This is a genomic window from Sinorhizobium terangae (genome assembly GCF_009601505.1).
Taxonomy (GTDB): Bacteria; Pseudomonadota; Alphaproteobacteria; order Rhizobiales; family Rhizobiaceae; genus Sinorhizobium; species Sinorhizobium terangae.
Map to the genome: position 1 here is coordinate 34,188 of NZ_WITC01000136.1, position 21,367 is coordinate 55,554.

At 61.8% G+C, this 21,367-nt stretch carries 23 protein-coding genes and 1 pseudogene; 9 read left to right on the plus strand and 15 right to left on the minus strand.

All coding sequences use genetic code 11. The features are described 5' to 3' along the window. Positions 1 to 8: 8 nt before the first annotated feature. The 8 genes from GHK62_RS32660 to GHK62_RS34745 all read left to right on the plus strand — a co-directional run bounded on the left by GHK62_RS32660 (position 9) and on the right by GHK62_RS34745 (position 5,660). A complete protein-coding gene (locus tag GHK62_RS32660) occupies positions 9 to 824 on the plus strand; it encodes a class I SAM-dependent methyltransferase (RefSeq protein WP_153443160.1) in 816 nt (271 codons plus the stop codon). 286 nt (positions 825 to 1,110) lie between these two features. Continuing rightward, positions 1,111 to 2,940 (plus strand): PHA/PHB synthase family protein, encoded by a 1,830-nt coding sequence (locus tag GHK62_RS32665; RefSeq protein WP_153443161.1) that lies wholly within the window; start codon positions 1,111 to 1,113, stop codon positions 2,938 to 2,940. Between the two features lie 239 nt (positions 2,941 to 3,179). Next, positions 3,180 to 3,533: a LysR substrate-binding domain-containing protein gene (locus GHK62_RS34730; RefSeq protein WP_283066879.1), complete on the plus strand. Its 354-nt coding sequence runs from the start codon at positions 3,180 to 3,182 to the stop codon at positions 3,531 to 3,533. Next, the gene (locus GHK62_RS34735) at positions 3,527 to 3,805 is read left to right on the plus strand and encodes a type 2 periplasmic-binding domain-containing protein (protein ID WP_234887130.1); all 279 of its coding nucleotides are present in this window, start codon (positions 3,527 to 3,529) and stop codon (positions 3,803 to 3,805) included. Before GHK62_RS34730 ends, GHK62_RS34735 begins: the two co-directional genes overlap by 7 nt. A 66-nt stretch (positions 3,806 to 3,871) precedes the next feature. Next, positions 3,872 to 4,147 (plus strand): TniB family NTP-binding protein, encoded by a 276-nt coding sequence (locus tag GHK62_RS35355; protein WP_283066876.1) that lies wholly within the window; start codon positions 3,872 to 3,874, stop codon positions 4,145 to 4,147. After that, positions 4,113 to 4,757, plus strand: a complete 645-nt coding sequence (locus GHK62_RS32675; protein ID WP_283066874.1) for a TniB family NTP-binding protein — start codon at positions 4,113 to 4,115, stop codon at positions 4,755 to 4,757. The genes GHK62_RS35355 and GHK62_RS32675 overlap by 35 nt, the downstream gene beginning before the upstream one ends. A 1-nt stretch (position 4,758) precedes the next feature. After that, entirely contained in the window at positions 4,759 to 5,214 is a 456-nt protein-coding gene (locus GHK62_RS34740; protein ID WP_234887137.1) for a TniQ family protein, read from the plus strand. Between the two features lie 134 nt (positions 5,215 to 5,348). After that, positions 5,349 to 5,660 carry a hypothetical protein gene (locus tag GHK62_RS34745; RefSeq protein ID WP_234887131.1) on the plus strand — a complete coding sequence of 104 codons (312 nt, stop codon included), beginning with the start codon at positions 5,349 to 5,351 and terminating at the stop codon, positions 5,658 to 5,660. Positions 5,661 to 6,026: 366 nt separating this feature from the next. On the opposite strand, the gene GHK62_RS32685 is transcribed toward GHK62_RS34745, so the two are convergent. The 8 genes and pseudogenes from GHK62_RS32685 to GHK62_RS32720 form a co-directional block, all read right to left on the minus strand. Beyond that, the gene (locus GHK62_RS32685; protein WP_153443162.1) at positions 6,027 to 6,449 is read right to left on the minus strand and encodes a type II toxin-antitoxin system VapC family toxin; all 423 of its coding nucleotides are present in this window, start codon (positions 6,447 to 6,449) and stop codon (positions 6,027 to 6,029) included. Next, positions 6,446 to 6,700: a type II toxin-antitoxin system Phd/YefM family antitoxin gene (locus tag GHK62_RS32690; RefSeq protein WP_184108938.1), complete on the minus strand. Its 255-nt coding sequence runs from the start codon at positions 6,698 to 6,700 to the stop codon at positions 6,446 to 6,448. Before GHK62_RS32690 ends, GHK62_RS32685 begins: the two co-directional genes overlap by 4 nt. 259 nt (positions 6,701 to 6,959) lie before the next feature. Next, positions 6,960 to 8,135 (minus strand): annotated as a pseudogene (gene solA / locus GHK62_RS32695) (N-methyl-L-tryptophan oxidase). Continuing rightward, complete coding sequence (locus tag GHK62_RS32700; RefSeq protein WP_153443164.1) at positions 8,119 to 9,639, minus strand: HAL/PAL/TAL family ammonia-lyase; 1,521 nt, start codon at positions 9,637 to 9,639, stop codon at positions 8,119 to 8,121. Before GHK62_RS32700 ends, solA begins: the two are co-directional and overlap by 17 nt. Continuing rightward, on the minus strand, positions 9,636 to 10,412 hold the full coding sequence (locus GHK62_RS32705; protein WP_153443165.1) for an ABC transporter ATP-binding protein: 777 nt from the start codon (positions 10,410 to 10,412) through the stop codon (positions 9,636 to 9,638). Before GHK62_RS32705 ends, GHK62_RS32700 begins: the two co-directional genes overlap by 4 nt. A 27-nt stretch (positions 10,413 to 10,439) precedes the next feature. Then, entirely contained in the window at positions 10,440 to 11,144 is a 705-nt protein-coding gene (locus GHK62_RS32710) for an ABC transporter permease (protein ID WP_153443166.1), read from the minus strand. A gap of 9 nt (positions 11,145 to 11,153) precedes the next feature. Then, entirely contained in the window at positions 11,154 to 11,879 is a 726-nt protein-coding gene (locus tag GHK62_RS32715; protein WP_153443167.1) for an ABC transporter permease, read from the minus strand. Positions 11,880 to 11,976: 97 nt separating this feature from the next. Further along, complete coding sequence (locus GHK62_RS32720) at positions 11,977 to 12,819, minus strand: transporter substrate-binding domain-containing protein (RefSeq protein WP_153443168.1); 843 nt, start codon at positions 12,817 to 12,819, stop codon at positions 11,977 to 11,979. A 162-nt stretch (positions 12,820 to 12,981) separates the two neighbouring features. Here GHK62_RS32720 and hutC point away from each other — a divergent pair, with 162 nt between their 5' ends. Further along, the gene (hutC, locus tag GHK62_RS32725; protein WP_153443194.1) at positions 12,982 to 13,728 is read left to right on the plus strand and encodes a histidine utilization repressor; all 747 of its coding nucleotides are present in this window, start codon (positions 12,982 to 12,984) and stop codon (positions 13,726 to 13,728) included. Between the two features lie 237 nt (positions 13,729 to 13,965). Here hutC and GHK62_RS32730 read toward each other — a convergent pair whose 3' ends face one another. The 7 genes from GHK62_RS32730 to GHK62_RS32760 all read right to left on the minus strand — a co-directional run bounded on the left by GHK62_RS32730 (position 13,966) and on the right by GHK62_RS32760 (position 21,234). Beyond that, the gene (locus GHK62_RS32730) at positions 13,966 to 14,820 is read right to left on the minus strand and encodes a transporter substrate-binding domain-containing protein (protein WP_153443169.1); all 855 of its coding nucleotides are present in this window, start codon (positions 14,818 to 14,820) and stop codon (positions 13,966 to 13,968) included. Positions 14,821 to 14,877: 57 nt separating this feature from the next. Then, positions 14,878 to 15,654: an ABC transporter ATP-binding protein gene (locus GHK62_RS32735; protein WP_153443170.1), complete on the minus strand. Its 777-nt coding sequence runs from the start codon at positions 15,652 to 15,654 to the stop codon at positions 14,878 to 14,880. A gap of 2 nt (positions 15,655 to 15,656) precedes the next feature. After that, complete coding sequence (locus GHK62_RS32740; protein WP_153443171.1) at positions 15,657 to 16,379, minus strand: ABC transporter permease; 723 nt, start codon at positions 16,377 to 16,379, stop codon at positions 15,657 to 15,659. Continuing rightward, the gene (locus GHK62_RS32745) at positions 16,379 to 17,098 is read right to left on the minus strand and encodes an ABC transporter permease (protein ID WP_153443172.1); all 720 of its coding nucleotides are present in this window, start codon (positions 17,096 to 17,098) and stop codon (positions 16,379 to 16,381) included. The genes GHK62_RS32740 and GHK62_RS32745 overlap by 1 nt, the downstream gene beginning before the upstream one ends. Before the next feature lie 110 nt (positions 17,099 to 17,208). Then, positions 17,209 to 18,054, minus strand: a complete 846-nt coding sequence (locus tag GHK62_RS32750; RefSeq protein WP_153443173.1) for a transporter substrate-binding domain-containing protein — start codon at positions 18,052 to 18,054, stop codon at positions 17,209 to 17,211. Positions 18,055 to 18,122: 68 nt separating this feature from the next. Beyond that, positions 18,123 to 19,817: a M28 family peptidase gene (locus GHK62_RS32755; protein ID WP_153443174.1), complete on the minus strand. Its 1,695-nt coding sequence runs from the start codon at positions 19,815 to 19,817 to the stop codon at positions 18,123 to 18,125. Further along, positions 19,810 to 21,234, minus strand: coding sequence for a M20 family metallopeptidase (locus GHK62_RS32760; protein ID WP_153443175.1), 1,425 nt, complete (start codon positions 21,232 to 21,234; stop codon positions 19,810 to 19,812). The genes GHK62_RS32755 and GHK62_RS32760 overlap by 8 nt, the downstream gene beginning before the upstream one ends. Between the last annotated feature and the right edge of the window lie 133 nt (positions 21,235 to 21,367).

Here is a 21,367-nt window from a genome sequence, read left to right on the forward strand (position 1 = left end):
AGAAAGCCATGCAATCGGAGCAAATCCGCCTCACCGGCGCAAGGGAAACCCTGCTGATCACGCTCCAAGCCAAGGCAGCCGAAAACGCCATGCCGGATTCGCTGCTGCGCGACCGCTTTGCCGCAGACGCATTGCACCGTATCGATCAGGACGGTCGGCACCTTAAAGTTGGTCAGGACATGGCCATCGGCATCGCGTTGCGCGCCTATATGCTTGATCGCTGGACAGAGGCATTCCTTCAGCACTGCCCGGAGACGACTGTTGTCCATCTCGGCTGTGGTCTCGATAGTCGCATCTTCCGGATAAATCCTGGGCCGGGGGTTCGCTGGTTCGAAGTGGATTTCCCGGACGTCATCTCCTTGCGTCAGCAGATCTACCCGGACCGTGCGGGCTGCACGATGGTTGCCGGCTCGATCGTTCAGCGCGGGTGGATTGCGAACCTTCCTTCCGACAGGCCGGCCATGATCGTCGCCGAGGGCGTTCTGCCTTATCTGAAGGAACGGCAAGTTTCACAGGTTTTGCGGCGGATCGCCGGCCACTTTCCCTCGGGCGAGATAGCCTTCGATGCCTATAGCAGCTTCGCGATCCGACTGCTGCGCTTCAATCCGGCAATCCGCGCCACCGGTGCCTGTCTCCATTGGGCGCTCGACGACCCGGCAGAGATAGAACGGCGGGTTTCGGGGCTAAAGCTCATCGAGGATCGTTCGGATTGGGACATCGGACAGATGGCGCGGATGTCACCGCCCGTCCAGATCGCGCTGCAGCTCTTCAGCATGATCCTAACCCCCTATCGTATGGGGCGCCTCGTTCGATTTCGCTTCTGAACCATTCGCACGATAGCCAGACAGCGCGGCGCGCCTCCCGAACACCGACGTGTTTTCGGGATGAGAGCTCTTCTGGGGAAGTTGATGTACCTCCTCCAGCGCAAGGCGGACCTGCGCTTCGGAATGCCGAAAGGCCTTACTTGCCCAGAACTGACAAGCAGCGCACCATCATAAATGGTAGCTTCCGTCTGCTGCTCCGATCGACGACACTTCGTTGATCCCCGTCGGCGATCGGGCATTAAATCGGCGTGAACGACTGCGCAGCAAGGCTGAATGGAGTTTCGCAATGAAGACGCCTGAAAGACCAGTTTTGGCCGCAGCCCGCGCGAGGAAAGCAGGGTCCGCCAGCTCGATAACGGCTCAGTCGGCGCTGCCATACGAAGACGAGGACGCGGGCGGCGAAGCATTCCGGGCGATCGATCGGATGCGTGAGGCTCTGAGTGCAATGGCGACCGGAGGTCTTTCACCTGCCGCATTGATGCTCGCCTATTTCGACTGGTCGATCCATCTCGCATCGGCTCCGGGGAAGCGCATGGAACTCGCCGATAAGGCAGGGCAGAATTGGGGCCTTCTGCTGACTTACATGGCTGCAGCCGCGACGCGTCCGGACGCGACACCCTGCATCGAGGCGCTGCCGGGAGACAACCGGTTTCGTGCGGAGGGTTGGCAAAAGCAACCCTACACAATCTGGGCGCAGGCTTTCTTGCTGTGCCAGCAGTGGTGGCACAATGTTACGCGCAACGTCCCGGGCATGACACCGCACCACGAGGATGTCGTCTCCTTCACCGCGCGCCAGTTGCTGGACATGTTCTCGCCGTCCAACATTCCCTTTGCCAACCCGGAAGTGATCCACAAGGCAATGGAGACGGGCGGGGCGAACTTCGCGCAGGGATTCCGCAACTGGCTCGAAGACGTCGGCCGGATGGCCATGAGGCAACCTCCGGTCGGGACGGAAGCCTTCCGCGTAGGACACGATGTCGCGGCCACGTCTGGAAAGGTCGTCTACCGAAACCACCTGATCGAGCTGATCCAGTATGCGCCCGCGACGAAGGACGTCCTGGCCGAGCCGATCCTGATCGTGCCGGCCTGGATCATGAAATACTACATCCTCGACCTTTCACCGCATAATTCCCTGATCGGCTATCTCGTGGCGCGGGGCCACACCGTCTTCTGCATTTCCTGGCGCAATCCCACCGCGAGGGACCGCGACCTTACTCTCGACGATTACCGGAGACTGGGAATCCTGGCCGCGCTTGATGCCGTCAGCGCCATCGTTCCTGAACGCAAGATCCACGCAACGGGCTACTGCCTGGGAGGGACGCTTCTAGCGATCACGGCGGCCGCGCTGGCGCGCACCGAGGACCAGCGTTTGGCGTCGGTCACGCTGTTTGCCGCTCAGACGGACTTCTCCGAACCTGGCGAATTGGCGTTGTTCATCGATCACAGCCAGCTGCATTTTCTCGACAGCATGATGTGGCATAGTGGCTGTCTTTCTGCCGATCAGATGGCGGGGGCATTTCAACTGCTGCGCACCAACGATCTCGTGTGGTCGCGCCTTGTCCACGACTATCTGATCGGTAAACGCACCCCGATGACCGATCTTATGGCGTGGAACGCGGACCCGACCCACATGCCCTACAGGATGCATGCGGAATATCTGCAGCGTCTCTATCTCGACAACGAACTTGCCGCCGGCCGTTTCATCGTTGACGGACGACCGGCTCACCTCCAGAACATCCGCCTTCCGATGTTCGTCGTTGGGACGGAGCGAGACCACGTCGCACCGTGGCGTTCCGTGTACAAGATACATTATCTCACCGACACCGACGTCACTTTTGTGCTGACAAGCGGGGGCCACAATGCCGGCATCGTCTCGGAGCCAGACCATCCCGGGCGAGGTTTTCGCATCGCATTGTCACGTGAGGGCGATCCCAGCGTCAGCGCGGACGAATGGGCCGCGGCAGCCACATCGAAGGACGGCTCATGGTGGCCGGACTGGGTCGAGTGGCTCGCCGGCCATTCAGCGCCGGAACGGGTGGCACCGCCGGTCCTCGGCGTTCCCAAGAGATATCCCCCGATCGACGATGCGCCCGGCACTTATGTGCATCAGCGATAAGGCTAGGTTTTCGGGCACCGGTGGAACGGCACCGCCGGGCGATCGAGGCCTAGTCGCGTCGGCCGTAGTCCTGTCATTCTTTGCGGTTCCTGTTGATACTTTATGCGATTTCTTAGCCCAGCCACGCTGCCCGACGCGCCGGCTTATCCGCGGGCACGGCGCTTCGCCGGGACAGGCGGTGTGTCGCGGCGGATTTTCTCAGCGCACTCGCTCTGAGCCGGCGGTCGGATCGGCCAACGGTGGTCCCGGCAGTGGGCTCGACGCTTTATGGCGGCATCCCGGACCTCGTCCGTCGAATGCGCGGACGTTGGCCCGATCTGTACATCGAGATCCGGGAAATGGTGTCGACCGAACAGGTCACCGCTCTCAAGGAAAGGCGGATCGATGTCGGCTTCGGCAGGGTCCGATTCAATGATAGCGAGATTGAGAGGCTGACGTCGCGAGAGGAACGGCTGGTCGTCGCCTTCCCCAACGGACACCCGAAATCGCTTTCCACCGAACCGATCGCCCGTGCCGAACTCGAGGGCAACCGCTGGTCGTCTATCCGTCGGCTCCACGGCCGAGCTTTGCGGACGAGATCCTCAAGATGTTGACCGAGCTAGGCATTTCTCAAGGAAGCGTGGAAGAGGTCCGCGAAATTCAAACTGCATTGGGTATCGTGGCGGCCGGGGTGAGCTTGTGCGTCATTCCCGCAGCGTCGCAGCGGCAAAGACCCGACGACGTGTGCTACCGCACCATAAAGCACGAGAACGCCACGTCGCGGATCATCTGCGATCGAGCAGCGCAAACTGGTGGACGCAGCGGTCAAGAAGACGGCGGCTGCGCGACGCGGCCGTCCAGGCAGCGCAAAAACGAGGGTGGATGACGGCGGATGGGGCTCGCTTCGCGGGGTCGACTCCAGCAAACCTGTGGCCTTTGACGAGGACACGGAGTGAGCTGGCATGAACACCGAACTCTCCACCTGACCGCGAGCGCCGCAGCGCTGATTGCTGAAGCCGACGAACAGCGCATCCGCGCGATCAGATCGCGCCGCTGGCTTGTTTATCCGCGGGCAAAGCAGGTGCTCGATCGACTGAACCTCTTGCTCGATCATCCGCGTGGAACGCGAATGCCATCCATCGCCATTTATGGCGACAGCGGCATGGGCAAGACGATGATCATGAAGCGCTTCCGTGGACCCGCCAAGCTTCAATTCGATTACCGGTAAGCTGAAGACACCGGTCCTGGCCATGGAGATGACCAGCCGCCCCGGCGAACGGCGGTTCTACGCCGGACTGCTGACCCTGCTCGGTGCACCGCAGCGGCCACGCGCCGATATCGCGCAGATGGAGCAGGCCGCTTTGCGGATCATGGAAGCGATCGGTGTGCAGGTGCTAGTGATCGACGAAGTGCATAATATTCTTGCCGGAAGCTATCGCGAGCAGCGTATTGTCCTCAACACATTGCGTTTTCTTAGCAACCGCCTCCAGATCTCTCTCGTCTGCTTCGGGGTTAATGACGCCCGCGAAGCCATCGGCGGCGATGTGCAATTGGCCCGCCGCTTCGAGCAGTTTACGTTGAACCGCTGGGCCGCCAACGAGCAGTTCGAAATCTTGATCGCCTTGATCCTGCGCAACACGCCGCTGCGTCTACCATCGGTGCTAACAGCAAAATCGCTGCGGCGGATGCTACAGATCACCGAAGGCGTCACCGCGAACATCTTTCACATTATCAACTCACTCGCTATCGAGGCCATCAAAAGCGGCCAAGAAAGGATTACGGACGCAGCCATCGAGAAATGGGAGCCGGAGTTTGATGCGGAAGCCGCCTTCGCCTGATATGGGAGAGACCTCGCGGCGGTTGCCGGTAACGCTGGCGCCTCGCACGGATGAGCTTCTGTCGTCGTGGATCGGCCGGCATGCCGAGTTCTATGCTGTCCCTCCCCTGGCTATGCTTCGGCATTGCCTTCCAGAGGCGTCATCCCTGCGCGCCGCAGATCTCGACCTCAACGAGGATCAGGTCTTCCGCCTTGCCCGCATGTTCTCCGCTGATCAGACCATGGTTCACCGCATGACCTTCGCGAATATCGCGCAATCGTCGCGGCGCCTGATTGCCAAGGAACCTGTCCAATCGTGCTCTCGCTGTCATCCGGCAAAGCACGACCCCAGGCCCGTTCTTCGGAGCCAGCTTTTCGGCTGGCGTATCACCTGCACGCTTTGCGGCTGCCTGCTCCGGCACTCAGGCAGGCATGACCGCCAACTGCTTTCGGCCGCTACCATGGGACTTCTCTCATAGGAGAACGGCTCCTCGACGATGAAGCCGAACGCAATGTCCGAACCTGGACATCGCCGGCCGAGATCGCGCGGCTTCTGCTGATGCGACGGGTGACGAGACCCATCTCCCGAGGATACGAACCGTGGCGATACAGGGTGATCGGCGCAATCATTCCAGATCTCGATGATGTCGTCGAACGGGGGAGCCTGACGACACCGGCAAGTCCGATCCTGCCGCTGCATCTGCGACCAGCTCTGCTGGCCGGAGTGGCCATCGTCGAGCGGGCCGGACCTGAGATGCTCGACATGCTACGCGGCCAAATGATGGGTGCGAACAAGGCGCGTTTCAGCGGCGCTATCGACGAGATCATGACCCATACATGCCGATCAATGGCGTGTTCGCAGTTGCAGTTTAATTTGAGATTCCGGCCGCTCAGATTCTCAGTATTAAATGCCAACCTTGGCTAAAACAGGTGCATTCTCACGTTTAAATGCAAAGCGACATCCCTCATTCTGACCCACTGGCAAGCCCACGAGGTCGAAATGGCCGCATTCCCATAATTGAACGCTAGAAGCCGACATTTCGGATTCGGCCCCAAACAGGTCATCCGGCAATCGGCTTGGCGACGACCGCTTAGTCCGCATCGCGGCCATTCGCGCTGGCCGCAGCGGCGCGACCCTCCCCGCCCTACTGAGACGATCGGAACCCGGGAACATGGCTGCCAGTCCGGAATCTAAACTCCTATCCATCGCCTTGAACGGATTCGATCCGGCCACCCAGCAATCGAACTCGCCCGGTCAGGAACGGCCTGTATTCGGATAGGAGTGAAACGATCAGCCTTGCCAGGGATCGACGATAACGACGCCGGTGCCTTCGAAGTCTCTGGTGTTTCGGGTGACAACGATCATGTCGTGAACCATCGCCGTCGCCGCAATCAGCGCGTCGGCCTCATTGCGCCGGTCGGGGATGTGCAGGTGCGCGCACCGTGTCGCAACCACATCGTCAACCGGAAGAATACGGCCGGCGAATTCCGGACGCACATGACTGTCGAGCCAAGAACGCAACCGAGCGCCTTGTGCGGCGTCTCGGCGCTGCACCCCGAGTACACCCCGCTCCAGTTCGAGAATTGTGATGGCCGAAAGGAAGAAGCGGGACGCATCTTCCGCTCCGATCCATGCGACCACATTGGCATCGGCTTTGCCGTCACCGATCTTGCGCAATTCGGAAACGACGTTGGTATCGAGCAGGTATCTCAAGACAAGTCCACTTCGCGCGGACTAATTTCAGCGCGGTGCGGCTCGAAATCGATCCCCGAGAGGCCAGGCATGGCGAGACCCTCGACAAGACTGCGGTGCTTGCCGGTCAAGCGCTCAAATTCATTGTAGGTCATGAGCACATGGGAAGGCCTGCCGCGATCCGTGATGATGACCGGGCCGCTTTTTGCCGCCTTCTTGGCGCTACTCACGTCGTGGTTCAGCTCTCGGCTGGAAAGGGTCGTAATCCCCACAGCTAACACCTCCATGTAGGTAGTTACCTACATATAGCATGAAAAGAAGAAATAACAAGCCGAACAGTCGAGCGGGCCCAGCGGGTACATCAGGGTTCAATGGAGGTGTCCGGCACTGCAGCGTTCCAGTCGATATATTATGCGATCTTGAGAGCACATAACGAGAACACCGCGCGTCAGCGGGATCAAATTTACGCGTCACCGGCTGACGGATGATATTTCGGTCGTTGGCGGTTTCCTGGTGCAATCGGCCGCTCGATCATCCAAGTGGAATGTCTGTAACGCGCGCCCCGCACTCGAAACGGTTCATGGCATCGAAAGAGAAGGCGGCCACCGGCAAGCTGGTTGCGGCCTCGAGTGCGAGGTCCGCCAAGATTTCACCGACGACGCTGGTAAACTTGAAGCCATGTCCCGAACAGGGCGAAGCGACGACGACGTTCGGATTGCCGGGCGCGAGGTCGAGCAAGAAATCCTCGCTCGGCAACATCGTATAGCGGCACGTCACGGCATTGACACGCTGTCCGGCGGCCGCCGGCACGCGCTTGGAGATAAAGCCATCGAGCAGCGCCGTGTCCGCATCGTTGACCGGCGGGTTTGGCTCATCCGGATTGATCCGTTCGCGAAAATGTGCATGCCTGCCGACTTTGACGCCATCAATGCCGATCGCTGGAAAGCCGAAGTAAGAGCCCCCTGCTCCCTCGTCCCTAAGAAAGCAGGGCATGCGCCGCGGTTCGGTCGCGAAGCCGTCGCGTGGCTGGTACCAGGCAACGACCTGCCGGATCGGCACCGCATGCGCCTTCAACTGCGGAACGAGTTCGGCGATCCAGGGTCCGGTCGCAACCACCGCCTTCTTCGCGCGATAAAGTCCATCGGCTGAGCGGAGCGTGACACCGCCGTCGCCCGGCTCGATTGCGGTTATCCGTTCACCGAAGTGGAGAACGGCGCCATCCTGTGCGGCAAGTTTCAGTTAGCCCGCAATGGCTGCTTCCGGCCTGAGATAGCCGCCCTGCGGATCGAGGACCGCGATCTCGTCGTCGTCCAGTTGAAAGGCGGGGAACCGGCGTCCCATCTCAGCCTTATCGAGCACCTCATGCGCCAAACCGTGCATCTCACAGGACGCGCGCGTTCCCGCGACGATCTTGCTGTCCGCAGCACCAACCTGGAGGACGCCGGTTGTCGTCAAGATCTCCGTGCGAAGCCGGATTTCCAACGCGCGCCAGTTGTAATAGGCACGTTGCAGCAGCGGCACATAGGATGGATCCTCGAAGTACCCGAGCCGGATCAGGCGGCTGTCTCCATGCGAGGAACTGAGCGCATGGGCCGGGAAATAGGCATCGATGCCGATCGTCTTGGCGCCGCGCGCCGAAAGAAAGGACAGTGCAGCACTTCCCATGGCGCCGAGGCCGATAACGGCAACGTCAAACTCGACCGTCATCCCTGCTCCCTCCGTTCACGACCGGTGGCATGTCTTCCCGGACCAGGATGCGAAGCGCTTCCATGTCGCCGGCAAGCGGACGATCGTCGTCGTAATGCGCAACGACCCCGCGCACGAGGCGATAGATGGCATCAGTCCCTTGCGCGCGCGCTGCGGTCGCGGACAGGAAGTCATGAGCCTGGGCAGCCGCCATCAGCTCGATCGCCAGGATGTATTCGGCATTGTCGACCACGTTCAGTAGCTTGTTTGCGGCCGCCGTCGGATGCGCGAGAAAGTCCTCCTGGAGAGCAGAAGTCAGGCCGCCATCTGTCGAGGCCGGAGCCGCCAGCCTGCGGTTCTCATTGCTGAGCGCTGCCGCGGTATATTGCGCAATCATGAAGCCGGAGTTGCTGCCGGCGTCGCTTGCCAGGAACGGCGGCAGGCCGCTCACCAACGGATTGACAAGCCGATCCGTGCGGCGCTCGCTCATGGCGGATATCTGCCCAAGGGCGATCGCCAGGTTGTCGCACGCCTGTGCGAGGGCGGGCGCGACGGCATGGGCTTGCGACGAGACGATCGGACTGTGGGGCGTTCCTGACACCGTCGGATTGTCAGTGACGGAAGCAAGCTCGCGGTCTACGACATCAGATGCATGGTCAAAGAGGTCGCGGGCGGCCCCGTGGGCGTGCGGGATCGCGCGGAGACTGAGCGCATCCTGCGTGCGCCGGCCGAGCGCAGCCGCGACGAGCCCGCTGCCTTCCAGGCGCTCTCGCAGGGTAGCACCGACGTGCCCGAGGCCGCGCGACGGGCGAAGCGCCAGAACCGCTTCGTCGAAGGCCGCCATCTGGCAGCCGGCTGCCTCCAAAGTGAGGGCTGCGATCGCATCCGCCCAGTCGAGCAGCCGCTCGGTGCGCGCGAGTGCAACGCTTGCAAGACCCGTTGCGCAGGCCGTACCATTGACGAGGCTCAATCCCTCCTTCGCGCCGAGCACAAGCGGCGAAAGGCCGATAGCGCTGAGCGCCTCGCGGCCACTCATGCGCTGGCCGGCCACCTGCGCGCTTCCCTCGCCGATGAGGACGAGCGCGGTGTGGGCGTTGTGCGTAAGGTAACCGGCCGAGCCTTTCGATGGGACATCCGGCACACAGTCCTTTTCCAGGAATCCCGCAAGATAGCGGATAATGTCCGCGCTCACACCGGAATGGCCGTGGGCAAAGTTGGCGATTTGCGCAGCGATGATTGCTCGGACCTCGCGTGCGGCCAAGACATCGCCGACGCCGCAGGCGTGACTGAGAACAATGTTGCGCGACAGCCGGCTTTGATGGTCGCGACCAACGACCGTGTCCGAAAGCGCGCCGACGCCGGTATTGATGCCGTAGGCGCGCACCCCCGTCTCGACAATGCGCGCAACGATGCGACTGGCATTGTCCACGCGTGCCCACGCCGCGCGAGAAAGCGCAACCGTCTCCCCGGCCGCGACGCGGGCCACCTCGCGCCAGCCGATCCGCGTGTCGATGGTGACCGTCATTGCGCGCTTCCGAAATGGCCGATGAACTGGCGAAAGGCGGGCGAGGCTCCGCCGCCGAACATCTCGTCCGGCGTGCCGCTGCTGTCGACCAGGCCTTCCTTCATGAAGACGACCCGGTTGGAGACATTGCGGGCAAAGCTCATCTCATGGGTTACGACCAGCATGGTCATCCCCTCCTCGGCGAGCGCACGCATGACGCGCAACACCTCACCGACGAGTTCCGGGTCGAGCGCCGAGGTCGGCTCGTCGAAAAGCATGACCTTCGGTTTCATCGCCAGCGCCCGGGCGATCGCGGCGCGCTGCTGCTGCCCGCCGGACAGGTGCGCAGGATAGGCATGGCGCTTGTCGGCAATGCCGACCTTCTCGAGCAACACCTCGGCCTCGGCGATACATTCGGTGCGCGGGCGTTTGAGGACATGGACCGGTCCCTCGATCACGTTCTGCAAGATCGTCATGTGCGACCAGAGATTGAAGGACTGGAAGACCATGCCGAGCTCCGAGCGGATATGATCGACCTGCTTCTGGCTCGCGGGCCGGCTCGTGCCGCCCTTGTGAACCATTCGAACCTGCTCGCCATCAACCCAGATCTCTCCGTCGGTTGCCGTCTCCAACAGGTTGATGCAGCGCAGGAAGGTGGATTTTCCGGAGCCGGATGCCCCGAGCAGCGAGATGACGTCGCCATCCTGGGCATCGAGGGAAATGCCGCGCAAGACCTCGTGGGTGCCGAAGCTTTTGCGGATGTTGCGTACGGAAAGTCGGGTGACGCCTGGCATGGAAGCTCCAATCGTGTCGTTCAGCGCTCAGGCTTTCAGCGCCGGCGGGATCGCGCGGCGGTGTCGCGAGAGCGAATATTCAAGCAGTGACATCGCCTGCAGAATGATGAAGTTGAGAACGAGATAGATGATAGCCGCACAGAGAAACACTTCCATCGTGCGATAGGTCTGCGAGATCAGCCGCTGCGCCACGCCCGTTACTTCCCATACGGTCACCAGGCTTGCGAGTGCCGTCGATTTCATCATCAGGACGATCTCGGTGGAATAGGCCGGCAGCGCGTGCCGAAAGGCGATCGGCGCGAGGATGCGACGCACGAGGAGCGCGCCGGACATGCCGATCGATCGCGCTGCCTCAATGTCGCGCGGGGAGACGGCGCGAATGCCGCCGCGGAAAATTTCAGCCGTATAGCCCGCGGTGCAGAGCGCCAGCGAGAGGACCGCGCAGACAAAGGGTTCGCGCAGGAACGGCCACAGGAACGAATAGCGGATGAAGCCGAACTGGCCGAGTCCGTAGAAGACAAGAAACATCTGGATCAACAGCGGCGAGCCGCGAAAGACGAAAATGTATCCCTTGGCGACGGATGCGAGCACAGGGTTGCCGCCGACACGCATCCAGACGATCAGAAGCGCCAGAATGCCGCCGGAGAAGATCGAAAGGGAAAACAGTGCCAAGGTCATCGGAACGGCCTTGAGCAGCGTGGTCATCGTTTGGGTGAGAAAGGCAAAATCCATGGTACTATCTCACGCCTTGCCCATGGCCGCCGCCGGCATGCTCCGATTGGCGCGCCGTTCGGCGCCGTTGAAGACGCGGTCCGAGAGGCTCGTCAGAATGAGATAGAGACCGCCGCCCACGATGAAGAACAGGAAGTATTGTCGCGTCGAACCGGCGGCAACCTGGCTGGTGCGCATCAACTCAGCAAGGCCCGTCACCGAGATCAGCGCCGAGTCCTTGAGGCTGAGCTGCCAGACGTTGCCGAGACCCGGAATGGCGAAACGCAGTACCTGCGGGATGATGATCCGGCGAAACCGGAGACCCCGGCGCATGCCGATGGCCGATGCCGCCTCCAGTTCGCCCTTGGAAATGGCGAGGTAGGCACCGCGGAAGACTTCCGCCTGATAGGCACCGGAGATGATGCCGACGGCCAGCGCGCCGGCCAGGAAAGAAGGCAGTCCGAGGAAGCCTTCATAGCCCATCGACTGACTGATCGCCGTGACAGCCGTAGAGCCCCCGAAATAGATGAGATAGATAATGAGCAACTCCGGCACGCCGCGAAACACCGTCGTGTAAAGGCTGCCAAGCGCAACAAGAAACGCGTTGCCGGAGAGCTTTGCGGCGGCGATGACAGAACCGAGCACGGCTCCTATTGCGAGCGCACTTGCAGTCACGCAGAGGGTCATCAGCGCGCCGAGCAGAAGGAGTGCGCCCCATCCGGTCGTGCCGAAACCAATTAGTTCCAGTGTTGCCATATCAAGTTCCCCGCCCCACCGCCTTCTCGGCGATATCAGAACAGCAAGCGGTCCCCGGCATCGAGCCTGGAGACCGCCCTTTCGGCCCGCGCGGGCGTCAATTCTGCGGGCTGACGTCGACCTTAAACCACTTCATCGACAGGTTCTTCACGGTACCGTCGGCGAGCGCGGACTTGATCGCTTCGTTGAACTTGTCGCGCAGGTCTGTATCGGCCTGACGGATGCCGAGGCCCTCACCCTCACCCCAAATCGGGCCTACGATTTCCGGGCCAGTAAAGGCCAGGCTATCGTTTGCGGACTGGAAGGCATTGGCGAAATAGACGGCGTCATCGAAACCGAGATCGATGCGGCCGGTCTGGAGATCGAGGTCGCGGTCTGCACCGGTCTTGTACTCGCGCACCTCTGCGATGTCGCCGAAATTGTCATAAATGAACTTGGCGTAAACGGTGGCTGCCTGAATGCCGATGGTCTTGCCCTTGAAGGCTTCTTTCAACGCTTCGACCTCTTTAACGCCGGTCTGGCCGGGCGTCATCTTGATTGTCGCGCCGGTGCCGGCCGCGTTTGCCAGCGGGCTGTCTTTAGCGGTTGCGAAGGCCGCCGGCGTCGCAGCGTAGGGAATAGTGAAGTCGATGACCTTCTTGCGGTCCTCGGTGATCGACAGGGCGTCCATGATGACATCGAACTTGCCGGCATTAAGAGCCGGGATCATGCCATCCCAGTCGGAGGCGACGAGCGTGCACTCGATCTTGGCCCGCTCGCACAGCACCTTGGCAAGTTCCGGCTCGAAGCCGCCCAGCGTGCCGTCGGCATTGGTCATGTTCCAGGGCGCATAGGCGCCCTCAAGCGTAATCGTGGCAGCCTTCCAGTCTTTAGCAGCAACAGGAGCGGCGAAAGTCGAAAGCGCAAAAGCGCTGGCAAGAACAAGCTTGCTGAAGTTCATCGGTGAGTTCTCCTCTGAGGTTACGATTGGCCTTGCGGCCCGACGCCAGTCTCCGCCGGCTTGCCCGACACCAGCTCTGTTGGCCGTGTGTCGAGGTTGGTGTTATGCAAGAGGAAAGTCGATTTAATCGAGCGGATTCCGCCGTCGCAAAAGGAAAAGGCATTGAAGCATCCAATCGAGATGAAGCGGGACAACGATACCGCACCGCTTTACGCCGGTGTGAAGCAGATGATCCTTGACCGCATCCACAGTGGCGAGTGGCCTCCCAGGCATCGCGTGCCTTCCGAGAACGAATTGGTGACTGAACTCGGCGTCAGCAAGATGACCGCTAACCGCGCGCTGCGTGAACTTGCAAACGAGGGTGAACTGGTCCGCATTCAGGGCGTCGGCTCCTTTGTTGCCGAGCGTAAGGGTTACTCGGCCCTGTTTGAAGTGCGCAACATCGCCGACGAAATTGCCGAGCGTGGCCATACGCACGAGGCCTCCGTTGTAATTCTCGCCCAGGAAGCTGCTTCTCCCGAAACCGCGGACGCGCTCGATTTAGCGATCGGCGCAGCGGTGTTCCACTCGCTGATTGTTCACAGCGAAAACGGCGTGCCGGTGCAGATAGAAGATCGCTTCGTTAATCCGGCGGCGGCTCCCGACTATCTCGCGCAGGAGTTCTCCTCAATCACGCCGAACGCCTATCTCACGGCTGCAGCCCCGCTTAGCGGTTCTGAGCACATCGTCGAGGCGGCAATGCCGCAGTCCTGGGAATGCAAGCTGCTGTCAATTCTCAAGAGCGAGCCGTGTCTCGCAATACGCCGCCGGACATGGTCGGGACGACACGTCGTCTCCACCGCCCGCCTCATCTACCCCGGTCACCGCTATCGACTGGAGGCACGCACGGGCAAGATGTTTGAGGAATAGGGCCATCTTGTATATGGAACCACGGTAGTGATTGCGGCTATCGCTTGGCAGATGGGTGGTTGCCTCCTCACGTTGAACGGGATTGAACCAAAGCACCAATCACCCACGGCGTTATTGGCGATCCTGTTGATTAACGCAAAGCCGCTTCGCTAATCAACGCGACGTGCGTTAACGCGCCGCGCAGACACCGCGCATTCCGACGAATACGCGGCTCTTGCGCCCCACCGCAGAAATGCCTTATTGCGGCGTCAGGTCGAAGCCGAACCACTTTTCCGAAAGGCTTTTAATCGTGCCGTCCGCCTTCGCCGCGGTGATGGCGTCGTCGAACATCGCCTGCAGGTCGGTGTCGCTCTTGCGCAGCCCGACGGAGCTGCCGGCACCGAGAAAGCCGCCCTGGAAGCGCGGTCCGACGATGGTCATGTCGGCATTCGCAGGCTTTTCGACCGCGGTTTTCAGGTAACCCATCGAGGCCATGACAAGATCGACCCGGCCGGCGACCAGATCGAGATCGTGCTGTTCAGTCGTCTTGTATTCGCGGACTTCGACGACTTCTTTAAGATACTCGTCGATGAAGCGCGCCGCGATCGAAGCGCTCTGGACGCCGATCGTCTTGCCTTCGACAAGCGGCTTCAGCTCTTCGACGGCCTTGCGGGCACCCGCCTCGTTGGACGCCAGCGAGAAGAGTTCGCCTTTCATCGGCAACGTTTCAAGCTCGCTGCCCTTGAGCGTCGCGAAAGCTTGGCCGGTGCTGCCGTAGGAGATGGAAAAGTTGATAACTTCCTTGCGCTTTTCCGTCGCCGACATGCCTGCCATGATGGCGTCGAACTTACCGGCATTGAGAGCTGGGATCATCCCGTCGAAGGCCTGCGGAATGATGGTGCATTCCACCTTCATGTGATCGCAGAGATATTTGCTGAGCTCGATCTCGTAGCCGTCCAACGTGCCGTCCGCCTTGGTGAGGTTATAGGGCGGGAAGGCGCCTTCGGTGGCAATAGTGATCTTCGTCCACTTCTTTTCCTCCGCCTGTGCCGTCGTGGCGAGAAGCCCCGTGGCAACGGCGAGGGCCGCCAGGATCGCGGTCGTTTTCTGCATTTCGGTATTCCCCTTTTTGCTGTGGTGGTTGTTTGGTTCTTTCAGGAGGTCATTCGCCTAATTGCTGATGAACTGCCGGAAACGTTCGGATTTCGAGCTGGTGAAGACGTTATGAGGCGCGCCCTCCTCCTCAATCGCGCCCTTGTGCAGGAAGACGACGCGGCTCGATACATCGCGGGCGAAGCCCATCTCGTGGGTCACGACCAGCATCGTTCTGCCTTCTTCGGCGAGCCCGCGCATGACGCGCAGCACCTCGCCGACGAGTTCCGGATCGAGTGCGGAGGTCGGCTCGTCGAAAAGCATCGCCTTCGGCCGCATGGCGAGCGCACGGGCAATCGCTGCACGCTGCTGCTGGCCGCCGGAAAGATGAGCGGGGTAGTGGTTGCGCTTGTCGGCGATGCCAACCTTGGCAAGCAGCGCCTCCGCCTCGTCGATCGCTTCCCTGCGCGGCCGCTTCAGCACATGGACGGGCGCCTCGATAACGTTCTCCAGCACCGTCTTGTGGGACCAGAGATTGAAGCTCTGGAAGACCATGCCAAGCTCGGAGCGGATGCGGTCGACCTGCTTCCGGTCGGCAGGCCGGCTTTTGCCGCCGCCCGCCGCCTTGAGGCGGATCGTCTCGCCGGCCACCGCGATGGAGCCGGAATCCGGCACCTCCAGCATGTTGATGCAGCGCAAGAGCGTCGATTTTCCCGAACCCGACGAGCCGAGGATCGAGATCACCTCGCCCTCATGCGCGTCGATCGATATCCCTTTCAGTACCTCGACCGGGCCGAAGCTCTTGTGCAGATCCCGGACACTGATGGCGAAGAACGGAGCGGCTTTTGCGGACATGTTCAATGGGATTCTCCCTTCAGCCTGCCGGTCATCGGCAGCGGCTGGCGCTGATGCGGGCTCAACTGGTACTCGACGAAGGCGATGAGCCGGGTGAGCAGGAAATTGATGGTGAGATAGATGGCGCCGGCGACGACGAAGACCTCGATCACCCGGAAGGTTTCGGAAATGATCTTGGCGGCAACCCCGGTGATTTCCATGAGCGTGATGATCGAGGCGAGCGAGGTCGCCTTCACCATAGAGATCATCTCGTTGCCGTAGCCGGGCAGTGCCTGGCGGATGGCAAGCGGCATGACGATGCGGCGGAAGATCATGAAACGCGGCATGCCGCAGGCGCGCGCGGCCTCGACCTGCCCGTGCGGCACTGAAAGCAAGCCGCCGCGAATGATCTCGCTCGCATAGGCCGCGGTGTTCAGCATCAGGGCAAGCACGGCACACCAATAGGGCTCGCGCAGCACCGGCCAAAAGATGCTGTGCCTGACCGCGCCAAACTGGCTAAGACCGTAGTAGATCAGGAAGATCTGGACGAGCAGCGGAGTTCCGCGAAAAATGAACACGTAGAGGCGCGCGAACCAGTCGAACAGGAGGATGCCGGAGAGGCGCGCGAGCGCCAGAGCAAGAGCGAGAACCGCACCGAGAGCGATCGCCGTTATTGCGAGCTCAAGCGTGAGCGGCAGGGCCGAGAGCAGGCTTATCAGCGTTTCCGCGGCAAAGGCGATATCCATCAACCCCTCCTGACGCCGCGCGAGAACCAGCGTTCCGAGGCATTGAGGAAGAGGCCGGAAACGGTGGAAATCGCGAGATAGATCATCGCGGCGATGAAATAGAAATCGAAAGGCAGACTGGTCGATCCGGCGCCGATTTGGGCTTGGCGCAGAAGCTCGACGACGCCGGTGACCGAAACGAGCGCCGACTCTTTCAGCACCACCTGCCAGACATTGCCGAGTCCGGGCAGCGCGTGGCGCAGCGTCAGCGGCGCGGTGATGCGGCGGAACTTGAGCACGCGGCCCATACCGCAGGCGGTCGCCGCCTCCAGTTCGCCCGGATGGACGGCACGGAAAGCGCCACGGAAAACCTCCGTCTGCTGGGCACCGGAGGTCAAGCCGACCGCAAGCGCACCAGCGAGAAAGCCCGGAAAGCTGACGAAGCCCTCGGCGCCGAAGAACTGCCCGACCGCCGTCACGACGGCGCTGCCGCCGAAATAGAAAAGGTAGATGACGAGCAGATCCGGAATGCCGCGCAAGATCGTCGTATAGGCATCGGCGAACATCCGGAGGAACCGGCCGCCGGATATCTTCGCCCACGCGCCGAGGGTACCGATGACGCTGCCGATCGCAAAGCCGGCAAGCGCGATCAGGATCGTCATCCACGCGCCCGCGGCAAGCGCGTGACCCCACCCGTCAGGCCCGAAACTGATGATGTCGAGGAAACCGGGATTACTCATGGAGACGATGGTCCTTGGCCAAGCGCTCCGAGGACTGACTCGCTGTTCATGGCTGGATGTCCGTCGAGTGGTGCCGGACGGGCCTTGCGGCCCGCCCTACCAGTCCGTTGTTAGAACGAGGGCGTAAGATCGAGCTTGCTCCATTTTTCGGAGAGCGCACGAATAACGCCGTCAGCCGCTGCGGCCTTGATCGCGTCGTCGAACCTCGCCTTCAACTCAGCCTCCCCCTTGCGCATGCCCATCGCCACTTCCGTTGCCAACATCGCGCCCTTGACCAAAGGTCCGGTCATGGCGAGGTCCTCGTTGCCGGGCTTGGCGAGCATCGACGTTCCATAGACGCCGCTGTCGAACCCGGCATCGATGCGCCCAGCCTTGAGGTCGAGATCGCGTTCGCCGGAGTTCTTGTAGGCGCGCACCGTGACGGTGTCGCCGAAATAGGCGTTGATGAGCTGTTCCTGGCTGGTCGACTGCACAACGCCGACGGTCTTGCCGTCGAGCGCTTCGCCGATCGTCTTCATGACCGGATCGGCCTTCGCCTTGTCGTTGAGATTAAGGCGCTCGCCGGTCATCGGCAACTCGGTGACCGGTCCGTTCTTGGCAATCAGGAAAGTCGCGACACCGCTCGCATAGGGGATGGTGAAGTCGACGACCTGCTTGCGCTTCTCATTGATGCCGAGCGTCATGATGAGATCGAACTTGCCGGCGTTGAGACTGGGGATGAGGCTGGTCCATTCGCCCGTCATCAACTCGCATTCCACCTTGGCGCGGGCACAAACATCCTTGATCAAATCGACGTCGAATCCGGTGAGCTGGCCCTGGGAATCGAGCGCATTCCATGGCGGGAAGGCGCCTTCGATCCCGACCCGGACATGCGTCCAGTCCTTGGCCAGCGCCGACGTGGCGGTCAAGGAAAGGCCGGCCATGAAAATGGCGGCGACAAATCTGCTTCGTTTCATGTTTCAGTTCCCTTCTTTTTGCCGGGCCTTTTTGGTGGCCGGCTTTGCGATTGATCGATCCGCGCCTTTCAGCGCGTGTCGTGTTTGAGGGCGGCTGCCAGTGTTGCCCGCGCCTCCCGCAAGGCATGTGCAGCGAGGTTTCGGCATTGTCGGGCGTGCACGGCATAAAACGGCAGTTCGGGCGAGCTCTGCGGCAGGTCGGCAAGCTCGCGCAGGCCGGCAAGCGATGGCCAGGCCGGGTGCGGCAGGGCGCTGTCGTGGCTGAAGCGGTGTCCGGTCGTGTAATTGAGGGGCACGAGCAGACGAGACACCTGCATGAGGGAGCGGTTGATCGCTTCCAGCGCGTCCTCGCCGGCGCTCTCGGCCATCCTGTTCACAGCCTGTACCGCTTCCTCGAACGCGCCAAGGCGCGAAATCAAAATGTCGATGTCCATGCGGTCGGCGAGGCGGTCCTGAAGGGTCAGCAGTTCCTTCCTCATCGAAGCGGCAACGGCGGTGTAGTCGAGCGGTAGCACTGGCGCAGTCAACAGGCGCCACAGAACGCGCAGCACGATTGCCGTGTCGCGTTCAAGGTTGTCGAGATCGATGTGCTCTGCCGTGTCGTGCGGCGTATGCCACCACCAGCCAAGCGCCGTCAGCATCTTGACGGGACCGGGCGGCTGATGGCTGAGGCTGCCGAACATCGACGGTATGCCAACACCCCAGAACGACTGGTCTGCGGCCCGGCCGTGGCGGCGACCGGCGTGGCGCTGTCCGCTGACCGCCTCGACCGCTTCAGCCGCAACGGATTTCAACTCGTCGATGACAGCCGAGTTGGTAAGCACGCTTGCCCCCCCGCCGCCGGTCGAATCGACATTCACATGGGCGACGCAGCGCCGATCGAGCTCGTCCCAATATTCGTCCGCATACCACGCGGATCCCGAATAGCGCCCATGCGAATGGCCGGACCAGAAGCAGAGACGCAAGCCCCGCCGCCACGGGCCGCGCCGCCCGGCGAGCAGCCTTGCCGCCTCCAGCATGGTGGCGTTGGCGCCTCCGTTGTCCATGACACCGTAGTGCCAGGTGTCGTGATGGCCGGAAAACAGCACGAAAGGGGCGCCGTCGTCCACTTTCTTTTCAGCAGGCAGCTCCGCAACGAGAATGGGCGTTTTGCGCCAGCTGGTATCGACCTCCGCCCAAAGCGACACCTGCACGATCTCGCCCGCTTGGCATTGCGCCCGTAGCCTCGCGCCGTCGTCGCGCGCGATCGTACAAACGACCGTCGTTGGAAGCTTCGGCCGCGTCACCTGCGAGGGACTGCCCCATACCGGTGAAACGCACATTTCGTAAAGGTGTTCGTTCGGGCTGATATGAAGCTGGCCCAGAGCGCCATGCGCGCTTGCGAGCGCGGTCACTTCCTCGGTGGCAATGCCGTCGACAAGAACGATCTTGCCTCTGACATCGACGGAGGCGAAGGCCGCCTCGTCGCCCTCACCGACATAGACGATCGGCGCGCGGATGCCGTCGCTTGTCGTCGCAACCGACATCGAATGCGTGATGCAGCGCAGGTTTTCGCCGTTTGCCTCGACGCGAGCCTGTCCGGGCAGGCTGATATAGGCGTCGTGGAACAGAAGCTCCGTGCGATAGCCGTAGGACGCCATCTCCCGTTCGAGATAACGGAAGCTCTCAAGTTCCTCAGGCGTTCCCGAGAGCTTGATGCGGCGGCCGAACTCCTCGATATGGGCAGCCAGCCGCTCTCGATCGGGTTGAGCTAGGTCAAGCATCGCGCTTCTCCGGCAGCGGCGGATCGACATCGTCCGGGATCGGGTTCACGAAAGGCGTGCCGTCCAGTCTCGCCGCATGATCGGCCTTGGCGGCGGCTATGAGATCGGGCTTCAGGATCAGGTCGAGCGCCGTGCTCGCCATCACCTTTGCCGCATGTTCCATGCCCTTGTGCGCGGCTGGCAGCTTGCCTTGAGCGACGAGTTGCCAGGAATGACCGGGCGTTCCGATGGCGTAGGTCGCGCCGCGCATCTGGACGGTCGGCACAATCCAACTCACCGTGCCGACGTCGGTCGAACCGACGAGCGTGCCGTTGCCGCTTTCCGGCGGAAAGATCGTGTCACACAGGGCAACGCCGCGACGCACCTTCAGCCCGAAGCGCTCGAAGGAAGAGGCAATATCCTCCTTCGAGAAGGTCTCCTGGAATTTGGCCGCAAGGTCGCGGTCCTCTTCATCAAAGACCGGGGGACCGAGGCGTTCCAGGTGCGAATGCATCAGGGATTCGAGCGGGGTGTTGCCGACGAGGTTGGCGTCGCCGCTGACGATTTCGCTCCGCACCGTCGTGCCGGTCATCAGTGCCGCGCCGTCGGCGACATTCCTTACGCGGGCGGACAGATCGAGCAGTTCCGGCAGACTGCGGGCGCGGACGAGATAGCGCACCGTCGCGCGCGCCTGGACGACGTTCGGTGCGTGCCCGCCGGTATCGGTGACGGCATAGTGGATGCGGGCGGTCGACGGCATGTGCTCGCGCAGATAGTTGACACCCACATTCATGAGCTCGACGGCGTCGAGCGCGCTGCGGCCGAGATGGGGCGAAGCGGCGGCATGCGAGGCGCGGCCGCTGAAGTGGAAATTGATCTCGTTGCAGGCGAGCGAGATCGGGTTGTTGACGCCGGCGAAGGGTGCCGGATGCCAGGAAATGGCGATATCGACGTCGTCGAAAACGCCCGCCCGCACCATGAAGCCCTTGGACGAGCCGCCCTCCTCGGCAGGGCAGCCGTAATAGCGAATCCGCGCCTTGATGCGGTTGGCCTCCAGATAGTCCTTGACGGCAGTTGCCGCCATCATCGAGCCGGCGCCGAGCAGGTTATGTCCGCAGCCATGGCCGTTGCCGCCGACAACGAGCGGCCTCTCCTCGGCAATCCCCGCCTCCTGGCTCAAACCCGGTAGCGCGTCGAACTCTCCAAGGATGGCGATAACCGGGCCGCCCTCGCCCGCCTCGCCCATCACTGCCGTCGGCATGCCGGCAATGCCGCGCGCGACGCGGAAACCTTCAGTCTCCAGCATGGCCGCGTGCGCAGCGGACGAGCTGTATTCCTCGTAGTTGGTTTCCGGCGTGTCCCACACACGGTCGCTCAAGGAGCAGAACGCTTCGCGCTTCTTTTCGACGAGGTCCCAGACGGCATCGGAATTTTTCATCGTTTACTGGCTTCCACAACAATGGTATCCAAAATTGGCGCCAATTTATGACAACATTTTGAAGCACGCAAGCGCGTTATGGGTGTAAAACAGAGGGCGCGAAGAGATTTTTCCACGGCTTTGCGGGTGACTG